Source organism: Micromonospora sp. CA-248089, assembly GCF_050948515.1.
In the GTDB taxonomy this organism is placed as follows: domain Bacteria; phylum Actinomycetota; class Actinomycetes; order Mycobacteriales; family Micromonosporaceae; genus Micromonospora.
Genome location: NZ_CP192016.1, coordinates 3,639,799 through 3,658,265, shown reverse-complemented (window position 1 = coordinate 3,658,265; position 18,467 = coordinate 3,639,799). Strand labels below are relative to the sequence as shown.

Below are 18,467 nucleotides of genomic sequence, written 5' to 3'. Positions count from 1 at the left end.
CCCACGAAAGGACCGGTCCCGTGGCTCTCACCACGGCGCCCGGCCGGACCCCGCGTACCGGACCGGCCGGCCCCCGCCCCACGCGGCGTCGGGCCGGCCGGGCCCGGCTCGGCGAGGGCCTGGCGGGGTACGTCTTCCTCTCGCCCTGGCTCATCGGACTGATGGGCGTCACGGCGATCCCGATGCTGCTGTCGCTCTGGCTGAGCTTCACCGACTACGACATCCTCACGCCGCTGTCCGAGGTGCGGTGGGTGGGGCTGGCCAACTACGAGCGGATGTTCACCGCCGACCCGTCGTACTGGCACGCGGTGCGGGTCACGCTGACGTTCGCGCTGGTCGCCGTACCGCTGAAGCTGGCCGCCGCGCTCGGCGTGGCGCTGCTGCTCAACCGAGCCTGGCGCGGTGTCGGGCTGTTCCGCAGCCTGTTCTACCTGCCGTCGCTGCTCGGCGGCAGCGTCGCGCTGGCGATCGTCTGGGTCAACATGTTCAACCGGGACGGCGCGTTCAACTCGTTCCTCGCCCTGTTCGGCGTCGAGGGGCTGCCCTGGGTCAGCGACCCGGACTGGGCGCTGGAGACACTGATGGTGCTGGCGATCTGGCAGTTCGGCGCGCCAATGGTGATCTTCCTGGCCGGGCTCAAGCAGGTGCCCACCGAGCTGTACGAGGCGGCGGCGGTGGACGGCGCCGGGGCGTGGCGGCGGTTCCGCGCTGTCACCCTGCCCATGCTCTCCCCGGTGATCTTCTTCAACCTGGTGCTGGAGACCATCAACGGCTTCCAGGGCTTCACCGCCGCGTTCGTGCTCAGCAACGGCACCGGCGGCCCGGTCGACTCCACGCTCATGTACACGCTGAAGCTCTACATCTCCGGCTTCACCGACCTGGAGATGGGCTACGCGTCGGCGATGGCGTGGGTGTTCCTGGTGGCGATCGGCCTGATCACCGCCGTGTTCTTCAGCACCGGCCGGTTCTGGGTGCACTACTCGGACGGAGAGGACTCATGACAGCGCTTCCTGTCGCCCGCCGCCGGCCGGGCAGTGGCCGGAACGTGCTGCGGCTCGTCGTGCTCGTGGCGATCGTCGCGGTGGTGCTCTACCCGCTGTTCTGGATGCTCGGCACCTCGGTCAAGTCGCAGGCCGAGATCGTCAACAACGTCGGCCTGCTGCCGGAGGAGTTCACCCCCGGCAACTACCTCGACGGCTGGACCAACTTCGACATCAGCTTCGGCCGGTTCTTCCTCAACAGCGCGCTGGTCAGCGGGCTCACCGTCGTCGGCAACGCGCTGTCCTGCCTGCTCGCCGCGTACGCCCTGGGCCGGCTGCGGTTCCGGCTGCGCAAGCTGTGGTTCACCGTCATGATCGGCACGCTGCTGCTACCCGGGCACGTGCTGATCGTGCCGCAGTACATCCTGTTCCGCAGCCTCGGCCTGGTCGGCGGCGACTGGCCGTACCTGCCGCTGCTGGTGCCGCAGTTCCTGGCCACCGAGGCGTTCTTCGTCTTCCTCATGGTGCAGTTCATGCGCGGCATCCCACGTGAGCTGGACGAGGCGGCCACCATCGACGGCGCGTCCCCGTACGGCGTGTTCCGGCACGTCATCCTGCCGCTGAGCCGTCCGGCGCTGGTCACCACGGCGATCTTCTCGTTCATCTGGACCTGGAACGACTTCTTCCGGCAGTTGGTGTTCCTGTCCAGCCTGGAGGACTACACGGTCCCGGTGGCGCTGACCCTGTTCATCGACTCGACCAGCCAGAGCGCCGTCGGCCCGATGTTCGCCATGTCGGTGCTGTCGCTGCTGCCGGTGTTCCTGTTCTTCCTGGCCTTCCAGCGGATGCTCGTCGAGGGCATCAACACCAGCGGGCTGAAGGGATGACCGCCGTGCCGGCCCACCCCGATGCCGTGCCGGCCCGTGGCGACTGGCGGGACACGCTGCGCGAGGCGACCGACCTGGCGCTGCTCGGCTTCGTCGTGGCGCTCGCCGCGCTGCCGGTGCTCACGCTCGCCCCGGCGCTCGCCACCGCCGGCGCCGCGCTGCACGACAGGTCGGTCACCGGCGCCTGGCCCGACGCGCGTACCAGCCTGGCCCGGTTCGGCCGCGCGCTACCAGCCGGGCTGGCGGTCAGCGCCGTCGCGCTCGCCGCCGCCGCGCTGCTCGCCGCCGACCTGGTCGCGCTCGCCACCGGCCGGGTACCCGGCGGCGGGCCCGCGCTCGCGCTCACCGCCGTCGTGGTGGCGGCAGTGCTCGGGTACGCGGGCCTGGTCACCGTCGCGGTCGGGCGCACCGGCGGCCGGGGCTGGCGGGCCGCCGCCCGCCGGGTGGCGCGGTCCTGCCCGGAGCGCCCCGGCGTGTGGGCCGCCGCCTCCGGCATCTGTGCCCTCGCGGTGCTGCTGGGTGTGCTTGTCACGCCGGTCGCGGTGCCGATCCTCGGCGGGTACGCCCTTGCGGCGTTGCACGCGCTCGACGCACGCCGTCCGGTCCCCGCCCCGGACCCGTCGTGACAGCCGAACCTCGTTCCGCCGCTGCCGAGCCGCGCCGCGCCGGGCCCGAGCCGCGCCCTGCCGCGGCCGACGCCGAGCCCCGGCTGGTCGTGGACGGCGTCGAGGTGGCCCGGTACCTGGTCCGGCCCGACCTGGACCCGCGCCACGGGCCCCGGCCCTACCTGCATCCGGTGCGGACCCGGGCCGGCACCCCGGTCACCGACGCGCTCCCGGCCGACCACGTCTGGCACCTCGGCGCGTCACTCGCCGTGCAGGACGTGGACGGCGCCAACCTGTGGGGCGGCCGGACGTACGTGCGCGGCACCGGCTACACCTGGCGCGACGACCACGGCGTCATCGCGCACACCGGCTGGCGGGAGCGGACCGCCGACCGCCTCGATCACGACCTGGAGTGGCGGGATCGGAACGGCCGGGTGCTGCTGCGCGAGCACCGGCGGATCACCGTCACCCCGGTCGGAGAGGACGCGTGGTGGCTTGACCTGTCCGCCACGCTCACCTCAGCCACCGGCGCCGACGTGCACCTGGGCAGCCCGGCCACGAACGGCCGCCCGGGCGGCGCCGGGTACGGCGGCTTCTTCTGGCGGGCCGTGGCCGACGGGGAACCGCTTGTGCGCACCGCCGAGGCGGAAGGTGAGGAGGCGGTGAACGGCTCGGCCGCGCCCTGGCTGGCGTTGTCCGCCACCGCGCCCGGCGGTGACGCGTACACCCTGGTGTTCACCGGTCTGGGGCCGGGCGACAGGTGGTTCGTGCGCACCGCCATGTACCCGGGCGTCTGCGTCGCGTACGCGTTCGACAGCCCGGCGGTGGTCGCGGCCGGGCAGCCCCGGCACAACCGGCACCGCGTGCTCGTCGCCGACGGCCACCTCGACCCGGTCGACGTGTCGGCCCGAGTCGAGGCGGTCCTTCGGTGAGCGGGCCGATTGGTGTCGCGGTCGCGGACGGAGGCGGCGCCGGCAGCGGGCCGGAGGTGGTCTGCGTGGGCGAGACGATGGTGGTGCTCGCCCCCGACGACGGCGGGTCGCTGGAGCACGCCGCGCGGCTGACCGTCGGGGTCGGCGGCGCGGAGTCGAACGTGGCGGCCGGGCTGGCCCGGCTCGGGCACCGCGCGGCGTGGGTCAGCCGGGTTGGCGACGACCCGTTCGGGCGGCGGGTGGTGGCCGAGGTCGCCGCCGCGGGCGTGGATGTCAGCCTGGTCACTGTGGATCCGGACGCGCCGACCGGGCTCTACCTTAAGGATCCGGGGCCGGACGGCACCCGCGTGCACTACCACCGCGCCGGGTCGGCAGCGAGCCGCCTCGGCGCCGCCGACCTCGCGCGTCCCGGGCTGGCCGGGGCACGCCTGCTGCACCTGTCCGGCATCACCGCAGCGCTCTCCGGCACCTGCCGTGACCTGCTCGTATCCGCGCTGGACGGGCGCGCGCTGCCGGGCGCGCGGGTCAGCTTCGACGTGAACCACCGCCCCGCGCTCTGGCCCGCCGACCGGGCCGGACCGGTCCTGCGTGACCTGGCCGACCGCGCCGGCGTGGTGCTGGTCGGGCTGGACGAGGCGGCCACGCTCTGGGCGGCGGACGATCCGGCCGCGGTTCGCACGCTGCTGCCCGGCCCGGAGCTGGTGGTGGTCAAGGACGGGCCGGTCGGCGCGACGGCGCTGCCGCGTACCGGGCCGGCGGTGTTCGTGCCGGCGCTGCCCGTGGACGTGGTGGAGCCGGTCGGCGCGGGTGACGCGTTCGCCGCCGGGTTCCTCTCCGGGCTGCTACGCGGCCTCGACCTGCGAGCCTGCCTGCGGCTGGGGCACCTGACCGCGGCGCCGGTGCTGGCCGTGCCGGGCGACACCGCCCCGCCGCCGGACCCGGAGACGATCGCGCGGGCGCTGGCGCTGCCGGACGAGGCGTGGACCGAGCAGGCGCATGCCACGGGAGGGAGTGGGAGATGAGCGGGCACGACTTCGAGGCCCTGTTCGGCGACGCGCGGGTGATGGTGATCCTGCGTGACCTGCCGCCCGGCGAGACGGTACGGCTGGCGGAACTGGCCTGGGATCTCGGCATCGCCGTGGTGGAGGTGCCGATCCGTACCCCGGAAGCGGTGCCGGCGCTGCGCGCCGCCGTGACGGCCGGGCGGCGGCGGGACCGGATCGTCGGCGCGGGCACTGTGCGTACCCCGGCGCAGGTCCACGACGCGGTGGCCGCCGGGGCGGCGTTCACAGTGGCGCCGGGCCTGGATCTGGCGGTGGCCGACGCGGCGGCCGGTCTCGGCGTGCCGCACCTGCCCGGCGTGGCCACGCCGACCGAGGCGCAGCGGGCGCTCGACCACGGCCTGGTGTGGCTCAAGGCGTTCCCGGCGGTCAGTCTCGGCCCGGCGTGGTTCCGGGCGGTGGCCGGGCCGCTGCCGGAGGCCCGGTTCGTGGCCACCGGCGGTGTCGACGCCGGCAACGCGGGTGACTTCCTCGCCGCCGGGGCGCGGGTGGTGGCGGTCGGTTCGGCGCTCACCGACCCGGCGCAACTGCCGCGCCTGGCCACGCTCGCAACCGGCGGCGCGGTCACCTGACAGTACGGCCGGACGTGGTGGCTGTGGTCCGGATCGCCTTGACGATCGCCGGGATCGACCCGATCAGCAGCACCAGCGCCCAGATCAGCGCCACCACGGCGAACACCACGGCGCCCAGGTCGTCCAGGATGCTGACCAGGATCACCGGCACCAGCGCGTGCAGGAACTGCAGCGCCACAGTGCACAGCAGCGTGGTCAGCGCCAGCGCGACGAGGCCCTTGTTGCGCAGGAACCGGGGCTGGGCGGCGAGCAACAGCCCGACCCAGACCAGTTTGAGCAGCAACGCCAGCCCGAGCAGCAACGCCGCGTCGTCGACCGGGAAGAACCCCCACACCGCGAGGTACGCCAGCGTGCCGAACGGCGGCGCGAGGAACAGCGACACCATCACCGTCAGCTCGACGAACGCGACGATCAGCAGGACCAGCGACACCAGCAGCAGCACGATCGAGAAGACGAGCGTGGCCACGCCCTGCACCCGGCCCTGCATCCGGTCCGGCAGCACCAGGCTCAGGCAGAACAGCCCGGTCGTCCAGAGCGCCACCACGTCGATCAGCGCCAGGTAGCCGATGCCTCGACCGGACGGCTCGGACACCGCGCCGACGCCGCCCAGCGCGACGCCGAGCTGACCGGCGCGCTCCCGCAGCGCGCCGCTCGCGTCGCCGCCACCGGTCAGCGCTGCCGCACCCAGCTCCACACCGACGATCAGCGCCACCGCGAGCAGGGCGAGCAGCAGGAACGGCTTGCGCAACTCACCCATGCCGCGTCTCCGTCCCGGTCAGGACCGGGCCAGCGTGACCGAACATCCGCCACCTCCCGGACAGCGCAGGAGCACCTCGGTCTCCCGGTCCACCGCCACCTTCGCGACCGCCGGTCCGTCCGCGTCCGGCGCGACCTCGTCGGTGACCGTGACGTCCGCGTCGCCGGGCGCGGAGGCTGTCACCTCGAACGGCGTCGTGCCGCGCAGCACGAGCGTGCGCAGCGCGCCCGGGTCGGCCACCCGCAGCCGGCACACCGTGCCGAAGGCGAGCGTCACCCCGTCGGCGGTGGTGGCCGGTTCGGCGGCCGGCGGCAGGCATGTCACCGCCACCGTCGCCGGGTCGACCGTCCCGGTCCCGCGCCCGAGCCGGGCCAGTGCTCCGGGACCGGCCGTCGGGTCGCCCGGGTCGTCGCGGCGCCCGGCCACCGCCACCACGTACAGCGCCACCAGCAGCACCGCCACCGCCACCAGCATCACCTTCTGCCTGGTTGTCATGGCCGGGCGACGGGCGTGAAGCGGATCTCGTCCACCCCGGCGAAGTACCTGTCGGTGCCCTGGGTCTTGCTCACCGCCACGAGCGTCAGCGTGTGCGGGCCTCGGGTCAGCTCCACGGTGCCCACGTCCACCTCGTCGGTGCGGACCACCGTCGGGCTGAACCCGAAGAACGTGTCGCCGACCTGCCGGCCGTCGACCAGCCAGATCGTGTTCGCGTAGTCGAACGACGTGGTCCGCACTGTGGAGAACCGCCAGGTGCCGTCGGACGGCACGTCCACCCGTACCGTCACCCGGTCGCCCACGCCCCGGCCCAGGAAGAACAGTTGCGCGTCGCCGGACCACACCACGTCGCAGCAGTTCTCCTGCGCCACCACCTCCGCCTTCGTGCCGGTGGGGGACTGGACCGTGGCGCCGGCGACGAGCGTCTCCGCCTCCACCGTCACCGCATTCGCCTGCGGCGGGGCCGGGGTGTCCGGGCCGCGGGTCACCAGCCAGGCCACCACCCCGGCCACGACCAGCACCAGCGCCGCGGCGGCGGCGATCCACGGCCACGGCGCGCGCTTCGGGGGTACGACGGCCCGCACGTCGTACGTGACCCGGCCGCTGGAGCGGGAACTCTCCTCCGGCGCGGTGTTCGCCGAGTACGCGAACCCGGTCATGTCGTAGCGCCGGGGCGGCGTGCCGGGCGGTACGGCCAGGCGTACCAGGAACGACACCGAGCCCTGCCCGGGCACCACCCGCTGCGGCTCGGCCACCGTGAACCAGGCCCGCTGGCTGCCCTCGCCGGGCGCGACGTCGAAGACGACGGTGTCCGGCGCGGTGCCCGGGTTCGACACGGTGAACGTCAGCTCACCGGCGTTGCGGGCGTCCAGGGTGAACTGTTCGGCGGCGGCGACGACTGTCCATTCGGTGGTCATGACGGCTCCTCGGGCGGATCGTGGGGCAGGGGTGCGGGTACGTGCGCCCGGCCGACCGCGCGCACCGTCGCCACCCCGGCGGCGGGCTCGGCGTCGTCCGGCTCGGGCGTGGGCGGCGGGCCCGGGTCCGGCGGCGGCGGGTCGGAGGGCGGGTCGGCCGGGTCCCCGGCGACGACCTCGACGGTGACCGCCGCCGGTTTCTCCGCCTCGACGATGCGGGTGACCAGTGCCAGCCGGTCGGCGGCGGCCGGTGGCACCCGCACCACCAGGTGGAACGGCCGCTCGGGCGGCTCGTCCAGCACGAACCCGGTCACGCCGGTGGCCAGTTCCAGCGCGGTCCGCATGCCGTACGGGGTGCCGCGCCACCGGGCCAGCAGCGCGCCGTGCGCGACGAGGTCCCGCAGCCGGCCGGCCGGCAACGGCAGCGGCGCGTCGGCGCGGGGCGCGGCGACCACGTGGTCCATCGCCACCCAGCGGGTCAGGTACGCCACGAACCCGTCCGGCGTCCGGTACGGCCCGAACAGCGCGTCGACGTCGGCGAGCACCGCCTCGTCCGGGGCGTGCAGCGCCTCCATCACGTCCAGCAGCGCGCCCAGCACGCTGCCCGGGCCGGCGGCCCGCTGGTACGCGGCCGGCAGCAGCCGCTCAATCGCCGCTCGGCGCATCCTGCCGCACCACCTCGATGTCGTGCTCGCCGGAGCAGAGCAGCCAGGTGCCGGGGACGGTGACCACGTCGGCGGTGGCCTGGTTGGCGCTGGGCGTCCAGTCCTCGCCGTCGCCGCTGCGGAACACGCCGCGCTCACCCCCGGCGAGCACCAGCCGCCCGGCGCCGGACGTGCCGGTGGGCGCGGTGGCGGCGATGGCGTCGACCGGGACGAACCGGGTCCGGTCCCGCAGCGGCAGGCCGCAGTTGACCATTACCGGCGACCACTGCGGCTGCCCGGCGAGCGTGTCGAGGCGGACCACGCCGCCGCTCTGCGTCGCGGCGAGCGCGAGCGGGCCGCTGAACGTCAGGTCCCGGCAGGTGCCGCCGATCCAGCCGGACGCCATCGACTGCCACTTCACGTCCGACTCGAACAGCCGGGTTCGGTGGCAGCCCTGGCCGGGCTTCTTCGGGTCCGGCTCGCCCGCGCCGCACCACAGCAGCGTGGCCGGGCCGTCGTACTGCACGGCGAGGACCCGGTTGTCCACGTTGGCGAGACCGACGTGGGCGAACGTGCCGGGCCGTCCGGCGGCGGTCGACAGGTAGACCCCGAATCCGGCCTGCGCGGCCACCGCCACCCCGGGTGCGCCGCGCTCGGAGACGAACGCGCGGACCGCGTAGAAGCCCCGGTCGGCGTCGGCCGGGTCGACAAGGATCTGCAGCGGCACCGCGCCGGGTAGCAGCGGCACCTCGTACAGACCGGTGTCGGTGGCCAGCAGCAGCGCACCGGTGCCGTCCCGGTCGATCCAGGCCAGGTCGCGGACGCCGGAGTCGAGGTCGGTCAGCAGCGTCCACGTCTCACCCAGGTCGGTGCTCAGCCGGACCCGGGAGCCACCGGCGTCGCGGGTGGTCACCACCGCCACCGAACCGGCCCGGGGGACCACGCCGGGGCGTACCGGGGCGGGCGCGGGCACCACCCGCACCACCGTCTCGTCGTCGAACCGGCCGGCCGGTTCCCAGCCCGCCCCCGCGTTGGCGGAGCGGAACAGCACCGGGCCGCCGCCGGCGTACCAGGTGTCGGCCTGGTACTGGTCCACCGCCACGGTGCGCACCTGCGCGTCGGGCGCCTCGTCGACCACGAACCGCACCGACTCGACGTAGCGCACGCCCGGCTCGGCGTGCTCCAGCATCCGGTACACGTTGGAGGCGCGTAGCGGCTCGCCGAACGCCCAGCCGGCCGGGTTCAGCGGCGTGGGCAGCGGGCTGAGCGTCTGGTGCAGCCGGTCGTGGATGCGGCGGCGCACCGCGTCCACGTCCTCCTCGCGGCGCACCACCACCCGCGCCTGGATGGACACCGCCTTGTACCGGGCCCAGCCCGCGCGCACCGCCGTACCCAGGGCGCGGCGCCGCTCCAGGTCGGCCTCGACCCGGCGGCGGGCCTCCTCCACCTCGTGCTCACGCAGCACCGCCACCGGCAGCCGCCCGCCGGGGCGGGCCGCCTCCGGCACGTACGGCACCAGCACCACCTCGACCTCGCCGGGCCGGGCGAAGCTGTAGACGGAGGCCCTGGTGAACGCCCGCGCCCGCGCCACCGCGCCGGAGCCGGTGGCGAGGATCTCGAAGTCCCGGGCGGTCACCGCGCGCTGCTGGGCGAAGAACTCGTACGGCCCGCGCGCCAGCACCGACTCCAGCGACTCCAGGTCCCGGCCGCCGGTGGCCGGCTCCGGGTTGTCCACCTTCACCCCCGGCAGCGGATCACGCAGGCTGGTCAGCACGCCCGCCGCCACGTTGCCGGCCGGTCCGCCGCCGCAGCGGTACCAGAGCCGCACCTGCCGCCCGGCCGGCGGCATCGCCGCCACAGTGGTCGCCCCGGCCGCCCCCTCGACGGCCGGGGCGCTCACGTCCGGGCGCAGGTCCAGCGCCGGGGCGAACGTGACCACCCCGGAGGCCCGGTCCACCAGGTAGACCTTCGCCTGCGCCCCGACACCGGCGAAGCTGTCCACCGGCCGCCAGATCTCGTACGTGCGCCCCTCGTGCTCGCGGGCGGCGGCGCCCAGCTCCACCGAGCCCGCCGGCACCTCCACTCCGAGCAGCAGGTCCAGCGCCTCGGTGGTACGGGTCAACGGCGCGCGGGCGGCCCGCAACACCTGACCGGGCTGCCCGGTGCCGGTGCCCAGCAGCTCCGCCTCGACCGGCTCGCAGTGGTGCACACGTACCGTCGTCGTGGTCTCCCCGGCGGGCAGCACCGCCGGTTCGGTGGTCACGAAGACGACCGGCCGGGGGTCCGCCCCGCGGGCCGCGGCGACGCGGGTGCCGGCCGGCACCCGCACCGGGCCGCGGTCCGGGCCGGTACGGGTCAGGCGCACGTCCGCCCAGGCCGCCGCCGGTGGGTGCCGGGTGACGCCGAGCAGGTTCAGGAACGCGACGTACGCCTTCTCCGGCAACTGGTTCAGCCGGTAGATCATCACCTCGGTCAGGTAGGCGAACGCCTCCACCAGCGCCATGCCGGGGTCGTGCGCGGACAGGTCGGTCCAGTCCGGGCAGGACCGGGCGATGCGTTCCCGCGCCTCGGTGACCAGGTCGAGGAAGGCGCGGTCGTCCAGGTGCGGCACCGGAAGCGTCATGGCGTGCCCTCCTCGTCTCCGGTTTCCTCGTCGGCGGGCAGCAGGTCGACGGAGAACACCAGGTGGCCGGGGGAGAGGCTGGCCCGCACCCGGTAGTCGAGCCGGATCACCAGGCGCCACGGGTCGTCCGGGTCCGGGCCGGCGTCCACGTCGAGCACCTCGACCCGGGGCTCCCAGCGCCGGATCGCCTGCCGCACGTAGTGGATCGCCAGCCCGGCGGTGGTGTCGTCGTTCGGGGCGAAGACGAGCCGGTGCAGCCGCGACCCGTACCCGGGACGCATCAGCCGTTCCCCGGGCGTGGTGGACAGCAGCAGGTACAACGCCTGGCGTACCGTCTCGTCGCCGTCGGTCATGGCGAGCCCGCCGGCGGCGGTGAGCGCGAGACCACCGGCGCGGCCGGCGTCGAAGCCGGCGCCGACGAAGCGGAAGGCCCTCATGCGTCCGCCCCCAGGAAACCCTGCCGCACGTCGCGGACCTGGTGGTGCACGGTGCCCGGTGGGGTGCCGTCGGTGAGCCCGTCGAGGTGCGACAGCACCACCGGCTGCCGGTCCACCCGCACCCACGTGCTGTAACCCACAGTGACGGTCAGCGTGTGCAGGCACGGTTTGATCGTCGGGCCGTAGTTCGGGCAGGCGGTGATGTCGCGTCCCTCCGGGTCGGGGCGGACCAGCACCGGCACGGCCTGGACCGTCACCCACTGCTGGGACGGGCGGTTGCTCACCCGCCCGTCGTGTCCGCAGGTGATCAGCGAGTCGCGGTGGATCCAGCGCATCAGCCACCTCCGGCGGAACGGGCGAGGGTGCGGGCCTGGGCGGCGGCGGTCTCGGCGTCCTCGGCCGCCGGGGCGTGCAGGAAGTCGACGGTGCGGCCGCGCACCACGACGGCCCGGCCGGGCGCGGAGAGCACCAGGTCACCGGCGGCGTGCACGGTGGTCAGCTCGGGACGCAGCTCGACGAAGCTGCCCGCGTCGGTGGCCAGGCGCAGCGTCCGCCCGTCGTCGTCGATCACGATGGACTGCCCGGTGCCGGTCCGCATCGACCAGCGCCGCGAGCGCCCGGACACGATCCCCGCGTCGTACGGCTCGACCGCGCCGAACAGCGAACCGAGCACCACGCCCGACGCCGGTTCGCCGCCGGGCAGCGCCACCAGCACGGTGTCGTCCGGGTCGGGCAGCGCGACGATCCCCTTGCCCCGGCCCGCGCCCGGGCAGAGCACGGCGAGCCAGCCGGCGTCCAGATCGCCGTACGCCGGGAGCGTCACCCGGGCCCGGCCCAGCCCGTCCGGGTCGTCGACGTCGGTGACGGTGCCGAGCGTGACAGTGGCCGCCGAGGGCGTGGCCGTCGGCGGCGGGCCGGGCGGTGCGGTGGAGAACCGGCTCAGGTGCCCGTCCGCGTCCACCGTGTGCACCACTTCGGTGAGCACGTACACCCCGGCCAGCGGTTCCGGGACGCCGGCCAGGGCGATACGCCGGCCGGGGCGCAGCGCCGGGTCGCCCTCCGCGGTGCCCTCGACGGTGACCAGCGCCGCCACCCGGGTGTCCAGCCCGGCCTGGGCCAGCGCGGCCAGCTCGTCGTCGCTGCGGCCCGGCTGGTCGACAGCCGTGCGGACACCGTCCGCGCCGACGTCGCCCGGATCCGGGCGAAGCGGGATACGCCGCCCGCTGCGCGCCTCGTCCGCCCGCTGGCTCAGCGGCTCGGCGCGCTGCGGATGCCAGCCGAGCACAGCGCACTCCGCGCCCGCCCGGTCCAGGTTCTCGGTGACCCGCAGCGCGTGCACCGTCTCGCCGAGCGTCAACGGCAGCGGCTCCCCGTACCCGTCCAGCGTGAACAGCCGCAACCGGTCCCCGTCGACGCCCAGGTGCAGCCCGGCCCGGCCGGCCACCTCGCACAGCAGGTCCAGGTCGGTGTGCCGGTGCTGGAGCAGCCGGTCCAGGCGCGGCCCGTCGTCCTCGGCCGCCACGTTCAACCCCAGCCCGGCGCACAGGTCGGCGGCCAGCTCGGCGGCCGTCACCGACTCGAACACGCGCAGCTCCTGCCGCTTGCGCAGCCGGTGCAGCGGGTCGTACGCCCGGATCCGGGCCAGCGCGGCGCCGTCACCCGCGTACTCCCGCTCGACGGCTGTCACCTCGCCGGTGAACAGCGCCTCCGCCTGCCCGTCGAGGCGTACGTCGACTGTGGCGCCGGGGCGTACCGGCGGGTCGAGCGGGCCCGCACCGGGGGCGGCGGTGAGCGTCAGCTCGCACTGCGCGGGCCGGTCCAGCCGGGTGGCGACGCGGATTCCGCGCAGCCGGGCCGGGTCGGCCAGCGGCCGGCCGTCGACTGTGACCAGGGCGGCCCGGCTCACGGCGCACCCCCGGCGGTCGCAGGCCGCGCGGCGCTTCTTGTCGCGTCGCCGCTCAGGGGAGTCGTGCTCGCGGGGGCGGGGCGGCGCGAGGCGCCGGTCGCGTGGCGGGTCACGAGGTGCCTCCCGTGGTGACGGCGTCCGGCGCGACGGTGGCGGCGCCGACCGGCGGGACGGCGAGCGCGGTGCCGGCGGGCACGGTGAGCGGGTCGGTGATCCGGTTGTGCTCGGCGAGCAGCCGCCACCGCAGCGGCGAACCCAGCGCGTCGTGGGCGAGCAGGTCGAAGCGCACCCCGGACCAGCCCGGCTCGGCCGCGCCGTCGGCGGCGGCGACCACCGCAGACCCGGGTGCGACAGCGGGTGTGCTCGCGGCGGCCAGTTCCTCCTCGAACCCGGCGCGCGCCGCCTCCGTGCCCTCCGCGACGCGGACCAGCCTCAACCGCAGCCAGGACCGCCGGGGCGTACCGGTGAGGGTGAACGCGTCGAAACGTTCCGCGATCGCGGTGATCACGCCCGGTACGTTCCACGTCTTGCCCCAGACCAGGCGGACCAGCGGCGGGCGCAGCCAGCCGTGCTCGACCGCCGAGTTCTCGGCGAGCATCCACAGCGGCCGGGTCAGCGCGCGCACGTCCTCGGGGCGGGCCGGGGACTCCACGAAGTCGACGTCGAAGAGCAGATCGAGGACCAGTTCGGTACGTCCGCCGCCGGTGAAGACCAGCGGGTCGTCGGCCAGCCCGGCGCCGGTGAGCGGCCCGTCCGGTCCGCCGCGCGGCCGTACCCCGGCCAGCCGCGTCACCTGCACGGTCTCCGGGTTGAGCAGGCAGTCGACGCGGGTGCCGGACTCGTCCACGAGGAAGGCGACGCGCTCCATCAGCCACCCGCCTGTTCCCGGTCCAGCCGGGCCGTGTCGCTCCACGGTGTGGTCCGCTCGGGAACCCACGCCGGTTCGGCCGGGAGCACCGGCCACGCGTCCGGGTGCGCGGCGCCGGTTACGCGGCCGGTCGACGCCGGGTTCGTCGCGCGGGCCGCGCCGGCGTCGTCCGGGAGGGAGGGCCAGGGCCCTTCGGCTGCGGGCCGTTGCCACCGTCGCGTCCGGAACTCGCCGCCCGGCGCCGGGCCGAGCCCTCGAGGGTACGGCGAACCGGCGACCCGCCCCGGGTAGTGGTCGACGGATCCGCTCCCGTCGCGCCGGTTCGCCGATCCGGTTCGGCTGCCCCCGGTGCGCGCGGCCGGTCCGCGCGGCGACGACGGGGGCGCGGCCGCGAAGGCGAGCGGGAACACGTCCTCGCGCTCGGGCGACAGGTCCGCTCCGGCGGCGTCATCCCGATGCCGTACCCGGCTCCGTTCGACCGGCGGGAGGTGCCGGAGCTCCTCCATCCGATCCGCGCCGAGGCCGGGTCGTTGCTCGGGCGGTGACGGCCGGGCCGGGTCGCCGGAGGGGACGGGGCTCTGCGATCCGCGCGCGTCATGGCCGCCGTCCGGGCCGGTGCGCCGGTGAGCGCCGGCGGGCGTGCCGGTGCCGGTGGACGTGCCGCGGCGATCCTTGCTGCCGGTGCTGCCGGTGCTGCCGGTGCTCGCGCTGCGGTTCCCTGTCGCTGTCGACCGTCTGGTGCCGGCCACTCCTGCGGAGGTTGTGTCCGTGTTGCCGGTGCCGGTGCCGGTGCTGGTCTGGGTGCCTCTGCCGGTGGCGGGTGTGCTGCGGGTGCCCGGCCCGCCGACGAGGTCTCGCGATCCGGACCTGTCGGCGATGCACGCTGAGCTCCCCCCGCCCGCCGAGCCGGCCGGACCGCCTGACGTCACGCAACCGCCTGACGTGACGCAACCGCCTGACGTGACGTAACCGCCTGACGTGACGTAACCGCCTGACGTGACGTAACCGCCTGACGTGACGTAACCGCCCGACGTCACGCACCGGCAGGCGGGAGAACCCGCGAGCGACCCGGCGCCGCCCGGCCGCCCTGCGTCGCCCGAGTGGCATCGGTCCTCCACCGTCGACGGTGAGGTCCCCGGCCCCGCCATGCCCTCCCCACCATCTGCCCGCGTGGACGCCGTCCCCGATCCGGGCCGTGCCGCACCCCGCGCGTTCCACCCCGAGTGCGCCGATCTCCCACGCCCTGAGATCCCCGTCTCACCTCCCGGGAGCCGCGGAAGATCTTGGTAGGAAGTGGCCCCTATGGGGGCCCTTTCGTACCAAGATCTCGACGGGTCGTTGCGGGAGGCGGCGAGTCGGTTGATCAACTGGGCCGTCCACGTCCGCCATAGGCCCTTCTGACGCCGCTCGGCGGGGGGCGGGGGAGGGATGGCGGGTGGGGGAAGGTCGCGGAGCAGGCCGGGGGCGTGCGCCGCCACCAGGCGCCGCCAGTGCTCGGGCGGCTGCCCGGCCGTGCGCGGCACGACGTCCGGGGAACCCGCGGAGCCCGGGCGGTCCGGGAAGTCCGCAGAGCCCGTGGAGCCCGTGGAGCCCGCGAAGCCCGAGGAGCCCGCGGGTTCCGGTGAGCCCGCGGAGAACGGGAGGTCCGCAGAGCCCGGAAAGTCCGGGAAGGATGGTGAGAGCGGTGTGCCCGGTCCGGAGAGGCGATCGGCGGTGGCCCGCAGGGCGCGGGCCAGCCGGTCACGTGGTCGCCGGGGCGGCGGCACCGCCGGCCTCCAGTTCCAGGCCCTCGTACGCCAAGGTAAGCGCCTCGATGGCGATCTCCTGCGACAGGGTGTTCAGATGCGCGCCCCGCCACCGGGTCGGCCACGCGTTGATCATGTTCCAGCGCAGCACCTCGGCGGTGCCGGCCGGGTCCAGCAGCACCACCGACACGTTGCGCCGGTTCACGGTGCCCTTCGCCGCCGCGTTCACCCAGTCCCACAGCTCGCGGGAGCTGGTCAGGCCGAAGTGGAGGGTGACCGGGGCGTATTCGACCTGGCCGGGCACGGCCCGGATGCGCTCGTTGCCCGCCTCCCGGTACGACAGCGCCGGTATCGCCACCTCGAAGCCGCTGACCTCGGTGAAGTGCCCGTTGGTGATGCCGTTGATGAGCAGCTTGAAGTGGTACGCCCGGTACGGGTCGACCGGTGCGCCCGGCTGCGGCGTGGCAGTGGTGGGCATGTCAGCCTCCGATCGTCTCGGTCTCGGTGCCGCCGGCCCACTGGCTCAGCTTGAACACCACGAACTCCGCGGGCTTGACCACCGCGATGCCGATGTGGGCCACCACCATTCCGGCGTCGCGGACGTCGGCCGGGTTGGTCTCCTCGTCGCACTTGACGAAGAACGCCTCCTCGGGCGTACGGCCGAGCAGCGCGCCGTCGCGCCACACCCGGGTGAGGAACGCACCGATGTCCCGGCGGATCGAGCGCCACAGCGTGAAGTCGTTCGGCTCGAACACCATCCACCGGGTGCCGTTGGCGATGGCCTGCTCGATGGAGATGGACAGCCGCCGCACGTTCAGGTAGCGCCACTCGCTGGCCTCGGCGGCGAGCGTCCGGGCCCCCCACAGCCGGATGCCCTCACCGGCGAAGAACCGGATCACGTTGACGCCCTTGGGGTTGAGCACGTCGTGCTCCGGCCGGGTCACCCGGTACGCGAGGTCGACGGCGCCGCGTACCGGCTCGTTGGCGGGCGCCTTGTGCACGCCCCGCAGCGCGTCGGTGCGGGCCCAGATGCCGGCGACGTGCCCGCTCGGCGGGGTGAGCACGAGGTCGCCACTGAGCGGGTCGCGGACCCGGATCCAGGGGAAGTAGAAGGCGGCGAAGTCCGACTGCCGGGGCCGGTCACCGCCGGTGCCGGGCGGTTCGTCGTCGGCGTCGCCCGGCGTACCCTCGGCGGGTTTGTCGGGCGACCCGGACGACGCGGGCTTGGGCGGCTTGCCCGGCGTGGCGACGCGGGTGAGCCGCGAGACGTCGGTGACCTCCGGCGGCGGGTCGCAGATCGCGACCATGGTGCGCAGCCGCTCGGCCATGCTGATCAGGGCCTCGTGCGAGACCGGGTCGTGGTAGCCGGGCGCGGCCAGGATGGAGATCTCGTCGATCGCCTCCAGCAGTTCCAGGCCGCCGCGCCGCCCGCCGGTGCCGGTGAGCCGGCCGCCCTCGCCGACGTTGACGACCCAGCAGCGGGTGCCGCCGTTGTCCAGGAAACCGAACACGGCCCGGGCCAGCGGCGTGCTCTCCAGGTGCTCGCCGTCGGCGTACAGCCGCAGGAACTCGGTCCAGCTGTTCACCGCCAGCGCCTCGCCGACGTGGGCGCCGCGGTCGGGCGCGATCCCGACGAACGCGGCGGTGCTCATGCCGACCGGCCCGATCGGGCGGGCCCCGCTGGGCACCTCCTCGACGTAGATGCCGGGGGAGAAGTAGGTGGGCATCGGTCCTCCTCGGACGTCAGTCGGGCGCGCGGACGACGATCAGGTGGTCGCCGTCCGGATCGAGTTCGGCGGTGTGGACGCGTCCCGCGCCGACCAGCCGGATCCGCACCGGGGCGTCCGGCGCGTCGGGGTCGTGCGGCACGCCGGCCAGCCGGAACCGGCCGGCGGCGTCGGTCTCGGTGGCCTGGGCGGTGCCCACCAGCTCCACCCGGACGGCGGCGAGCGGCTGGTCCTGCGGGCCGACCACCCGGCCGTCGAGCGTGCGCATGCCGAGCTGCCGCAGTCGCAGCGGCCGGCGTACCGGTGGAGCGACCGGGACCGGCCGTTCCACCCGGGCCGGCGCGTCGAGCAGCAGCGCGGGCCGGGGCGCCACGCCCAGCGCCCGCCACAGCGCCGGGTCGCCGGCGGCCAGCACCAGCTCCGGCCGGCCCGCCGCGGTGGCGGCGGCGAGCACCCGGTCCAGCGCGGGCAGCGCCGCCGCCCGCCGCCCGCGACCAGCAGGCGAACCACGAACCGGTACGGCTCGCGCGTCGCGCCGCCGGTGGCGGTCTGCCGGGCCGGTCGCAGCTCCAGCGGCCAGAGGGTGAGACCGCCGTCGGGATCGTCGCGCGGCGGACCGACCGGTACGGGCTCACCCGCGGCCCCGGCCAGCCAGCTCGCGACGTCCGCGACGGCCGCCTCGATCGCGCCGGTCATCGCGGTGGCGTCCCCTGGATGCGGTACGCGATGGCCTCGTTCCACACGTGCGGGTAGACGCCGATCTCGAAGTAGCGGGTGAACCGGTTGATCGGCGCGTTGGTGTGGTCGTGCCAGAGCAGCCACACCGGAGCGATGGTGAACAGCACGTAGTTGAGCGCCACCAGCGGCAGGTAGAACGGGCCGAGCAGCCGGGCCTGGAACACGTGCACGTCCTCGTGCCGCTGGATGCCCGGGCTGGACCCGGCGCAGACGGTGCCGATGGTGGTGGCGTACCGGGGGGAGACGCCCTCGATCACGTTGACCCGGCCGCTGCCGGCCGAGACGATCCGGTCGAGCTGGTGGCCGAAGACCAGGTGCAGGGCCAGGAAGAGCGCCCCGGCGAACGTGTTGAGCAGGCTCCAGGTGTGGTCGACGACGAAGAGGAAGATCCCCTTCGGGTCGGCGCCGTACGTCCCGGCGGAGGCGGACGCCCAGCCGAAGGGCGCGCCGAGGAGCAGTCCGACGACCGCGCCGACCAGCAGCCCGACGGTGCCGGCGGCGAGTTGCCCGAGTACGGCGCCGAAGACGACCTGGACGGCGGCGCCGAGGATGCCGAAGATCATGGGGTCACCT

General features: G+C 75.0%; 21 protein-coding genes. 7 read left to right on the top strand and 14 right to left on the bottom strand.

Annotation, left to right across the window (positions count from 1 at the left end):
- The first annotated feature begins 20 nt into the window (after window positions 1-20).
- The 6 genes from ACQP26_RS17440 to ACQP26_RS17415 are packed head-to-tail and all read left to right on the top strand — an operon-like array spanning window position 21 to window position 5,037.
- Window positions 21-1,001 carry a carbohydrate ABC transporter permease gene (locus tag ACQP26_RS17440; RefSeq protein WP_433493389.1) on the top strand — a complete coding sequence of 327 codons (981 nt, stop codon included), beginning with the start codon at window positions 21-23 and terminating at the stop codon, window positions 999-1,001.
- Entirely contained in the window at window positions 998-1,867 is an 870-nt protein-coding gene (locus ACQP26_RS17435) for a carbohydrate ABC transporter permease (RefSeq protein ID WP_433493388.1), read from the top strand. The genes ACQP26_RS17440 and ACQP26_RS17435 overlap by 4 nt, the downstream gene beginning before the upstream one ends.
- Complete coding sequence (locus ACQP26_RS17430) at window positions 1,864-2,493, top strand: hypothetical protein (protein ID WP_433493387.1); 630 nt, start codon at window positions 1,864-1,866, stop codon at window positions 2,491-2,493. The genes ACQP26_RS17435 and ACQP26_RS17430 overlap by 4 nt, the downstream gene beginning before the upstream one ends.
- The gene (locus tag ACQP26_RS17425) at window positions 2,490-3,404 is read left to right on the top strand and encodes a PmoA family protein (RefSeq protein ID WP_433493386.1); all 915 of its coding nucleotides are present in this window, start codon (window positions 2,490-2,492) and stop codon (window positions 3,402-3,404) included. Before ACQP26_RS17430 ends, ACQP26_RS17425 begins: the two co-directional genes overlap by 4 nt.
- Window positions 3,401-4,426 (top strand): sugar kinase, encoded by a 1,026-nt coding sequence (locus ACQP26_RS17420; protein ID WP_433493385.1) that lies wholly within the window; start codon window positions 3,401-3,403, stop codon window positions 4,424-4,426. Before ACQP26_RS17425 ends, ACQP26_RS17420 begins: the two co-directional genes overlap by 4 nt.
- On the top strand, window positions 4,423-5,037 hold the full coding sequence (locus ACQP26_RS17415; protein ID WP_433493384.1) for a bifunctional 4-hydroxy-2-oxoglutarate aldolase/2-dehydro-3-deoxy-phosphogluconate aldolase: 615 nt from the start codon (window positions 4,423-4,425) through the stop codon (window positions 5,035-5,037). Before ACQP26_RS17420 ends, ACQP26_RS17415 begins: the two co-directional genes overlap by 4 nt.
- Here ACQP26_RS17415 and ACQP26_RS17410 read toward each other — a convergent pair.
- The 10 genes from ACQP26_RS17410 to ACQP26_RS17365 all read right to left on the bottom strand — a co-directional run bounded on the left by ACQP26_RS17410 (window position 5,030) and on the right by ACQP26_RS17365 (window position 14,190).
- Window positions 5,030-5,794 (bottom strand): hypothetical protein, encoded by a 765-nt coding sequence (locus ACQP26_RS17410; protein ID WP_433493383.1) that lies wholly within the window; start codon window positions 5,792-5,794, stop codon window positions 5,030-5,032. The two genes, ACQP26_RS17415 and ACQP26_RS17410, sit on opposite strands and share 8 nt — an antisense overlap.
- A gap of 18 nt (window positions 5,795-5,812) precedes the next feature.
- Window positions 5,813-6,289, bottom strand: coding sequence for a hypothetical protein (locus ACQP26_RS17405; RefSeq protein WP_433493382.1), 477 nt, complete (start codon window positions 6,287-6,289; stop codon window positions 5,813-5,815).
- Entirely contained in the window at window positions 6,286-7,206 is a 921-nt protein-coding gene (locus tag ACQP26_RS17400; RefSeq protein WP_433493381.1) for a hypothetical protein, read from the bottom strand. Before ACQP26_RS17400 ends, ACQP26_RS17405 begins: the two co-directional genes overlap by 4 nt.
- Window positions 7,203-7,871, bottom strand: coding sequence for a phage tail protein (locus tag ACQP26_RS17395; protein ID WP_433493380.1), 669 nt, complete (start codon window positions 7,869-7,871; stop codon window positions 7,203-7,205). Before ACQP26_RS17395 ends, ACQP26_RS17400 begins: the two co-directional genes overlap by 4 nt.
- A complete protein-coding gene (locus tag ACQP26_RS17390; protein WP_433493379.1) occupies window positions 7,852-10,473 on the bottom strand; it encodes a putative baseplate assembly protein in 2,622 nt (873 codons plus the stop codon). The genes ACQP26_RS17395 and ACQP26_RS17390 overlap by 20 nt, the downstream gene beginning before the upstream one ends.
- Window positions 10,470-10,910: a GPW/gp25 family protein gene (locus tag ACQP26_RS17385; RefSeq protein ID WP_357480866.1), complete on the bottom strand. Its 441-nt coding sequence runs from the start codon at window positions 10,908-10,910 to the stop codon at window positions 10,470-10,472. Before ACQP26_RS17385 ends, ACQP26_RS17390 begins: the two co-directional genes overlap by 4 nt.
- Window positions 10,907-11,245, bottom strand: coding sequence for a hypothetical protein (locus ACQP26_RS17380; protein ID WP_433493378.1), 339 nt, complete (start codon window positions 11,243-11,245; stop codon window positions 10,907-10,909). Before ACQP26_RS17380 ends, ACQP26_RS17385 begins: the two co-directional genes overlap by 4 nt.
- Window positions 11,245-12,816 (bottom strand): phage baseplate assembly protein V, encoded by a 1,572-nt coding sequence (locus tag ACQP26_RS17375; protein ID WP_433493377.1) that lies wholly within the window; start codon window positions 12,814-12,816, stop codon window positions 11,245-11,247. Before ACQP26_RS17375 ends, ACQP26_RS17380 begins: the two co-directional genes overlap by 1 nt.
- 109 nt (window positions 12,817-12,925) lie before the next feature.
- Window positions 12,926-13,684 (bottom strand): hypothetical protein, encoded by a 759-nt coding sequence (locus ACQP26_RS17370; RefSeq protein WP_433493376.1) that lies wholly within the window; start codon window positions 13,682-13,684, stop codon window positions 12,926-12,928.
- The gene (locus ACQP26_RS17365; protein WP_433493375.1) at window positions 13,684-14,190 is read right to left on the bottom strand and encodes a hypothetical protein; all 507 of its coding nucleotides are present in this window, start codon (window positions 14,188-14,190) and stop codon (window positions 13,684-13,686) included. Before ACQP26_RS17365 ends, ACQP26_RS17370 begins: the two co-directional genes overlap by 1 nt.
- 139 nt (window positions 14,191-14,329) lie before the next feature.
- Here ACQP26_RS17365 and ACQP26_RS17360 point away from each other — a divergent pair, with 139 nt between their 5' ends.
- Complete coding sequence (locus ACQP26_RS17360; protein WP_433493374.1) at window positions 14,330-14,653, top strand: hypothetical protein; 324 nt, start codon at window positions 14,330-14,332, stop codon at window positions 14,651-14,653.
- A 771-nt stretch (window positions 14,654-15,424) separates the two neighbouring features.
- Here the strand turns inward: ACQP26_RS17360 and ACQP26_RS17355 are convergent.
- From ACQP26_RS17355 to ACQP26_RS17340, 4 genes are all read right to left on the bottom strand, one after another.
- Window positions 15,425-15,907, bottom strand: coding sequence for a phage tail protein (locus tag ACQP26_RS17355; RefSeq protein WP_269705685.1), 483 nt, complete (start codon window positions 15,905-15,907; stop codon window positions 15,425-15,427).
- A 1-nt stretch (window position 15,908) separates the two neighbouring features.
- A complete protein-coding gene (locus tag ACQP26_RS17350) occupies window positions 15,909-17,156 on the bottom strand; it encodes a phage tail sheath family protein (RefSeq protein ID WP_269705686.1) in 1,248 nt (415 codons plus the stop codon).
- Between the two features lie 16 nt (window positions 17,157-17,172).
- A complete protein-coding gene (locus tag ACQP26_RS17345; protein WP_433493373.1) occupies window positions 17,173-17,610 on the bottom strand; it encodes a carboxypeptidase-like regulatory domain-containing protein in 438 nt (145 codons plus the stop codon).
- Window positions 17,611-17,848: 238 nt separating this feature from the next.
- On the bottom strand, window positions 17,849-18,457 hold the full coding sequence (locus ACQP26_RS17340) for a glycine zipper family protein (RefSeq protein WP_433493372.1): 609 nt from the start codon (window positions 18,455-18,457) through the stop codon (window positions 17,849-17,851).
- Window positions 18,458-18,467 lie beyond the last annotated feature (10 nt).

Bases quoted from the DNA above. Each gene is read 5' to 3' on its own strand.
- ACQP26_RS17350 (WP_269705686.1), bottom strand. From the start codon at position 17,156: ATGCCCACCTACTTCTCCCCCGGCATCTACGTCGAGGAGGTGCCCAGC.
- ACQP26_RS17430 (WP_433493387.1), top strand. From the start codon at position 1,864: ATGACCGCCGTGCCGGCCCACCCCGATGCCGTGCCGGCCCGTGGCGAC.
- ACQP26_RS17400 (WP_433493381.1), bottom strand. From the start codon at position 7,206: ATGACCACCGAATGGACAGTCGTCGCCGCCGCCGAACAGTTCACCCTG.
- ACQP26_RS17415 (WP_433493384.1), top strand. From the start codon at position 4,423: ATGAGCGGGCACGACTTCGAGGCCCTGTTCGGCGACGCGCGGGTGATG.
- ACQP26_RS17405 (WP_433493382.1), bottom strand. From the start codon at position 6,289: ATGACAACCAGGCAGAAGGTGATGCTGGTGGCGGTGGCGGTGCTGCTG.
- ACQP26_RS17410 (WP_433493383.1), bottom strand. From the start codon at position 5,794: ATGGGTGAGTTGCGCAAGCCGTTCCTGCTGCTCGCCCTGCTCGCGGTG.
- ACQP26_RS17355 (WP_269705685.1), bottom strand. From the start codon at position 15,907: ATGCCCACCACTGCCACGCCGCAGCCGGGCGCACCGGTCGACCCGTAC.
- ACQP26_RS17390 (WP_433493379.1), bottom strand. From the start codon at position 10,473: ATGACGCTTCCGGTGCCGCACCTGGACGACCGCGCCTTCCTCGACCTG.
- ACQP26_RS17385 (WP_357480866.1), bottom strand. From the start codon at position 10,910: ATGAGGGCCTTCCGCTTCGTCGGCGCCGGCTTCGACGCCGGCCGCGCC.
- ACQP26_RS17370 (WP_433493376.1), bottom strand. From the start codon at position 13,684: ATGGAGCGCGTCGCCTTCCTCGTGGACGAGTCCGGCACCCGCGTCGAC.
- ACQP26_RS17365 (WP_433493375.1), bottom strand. From the start codon at position 14,190: ATGGAGGAGCTCCGGCACCTCCCGCCGGTCGAACGGAGCCGGGTACGG.
- ACQP26_RS17435 (WP_433493388.1), top strand. From the start codon at position 998: ATGACAGCGCTTCCTGTCGCCCGCCGCCGGCCGGGCAGTGGCCGGAAC.
- ACQP26_RS17340 (WP_433493372.1), bottom strand. From the start codon at position 18,457: ATGATCTTCGGCATCCTCGGCGCCGCCGTCCAGGTCGTCTTCGGCGCC.
- ACQP26_RS17380 (WP_433493378.1), bottom strand. From the start codon at position 11,245: ATGCGCTGGATCCACCGCGACTCGCTGATCACCTGCGGACACGACGGG.
- ACQP26_RS17395 (WP_433493380.1), bottom strand. From the start codon at position 7,871: ATGCGCCGAGCGGCGATTGAGCGGCTGCTGCCGGCCGCGTACCAGCGG.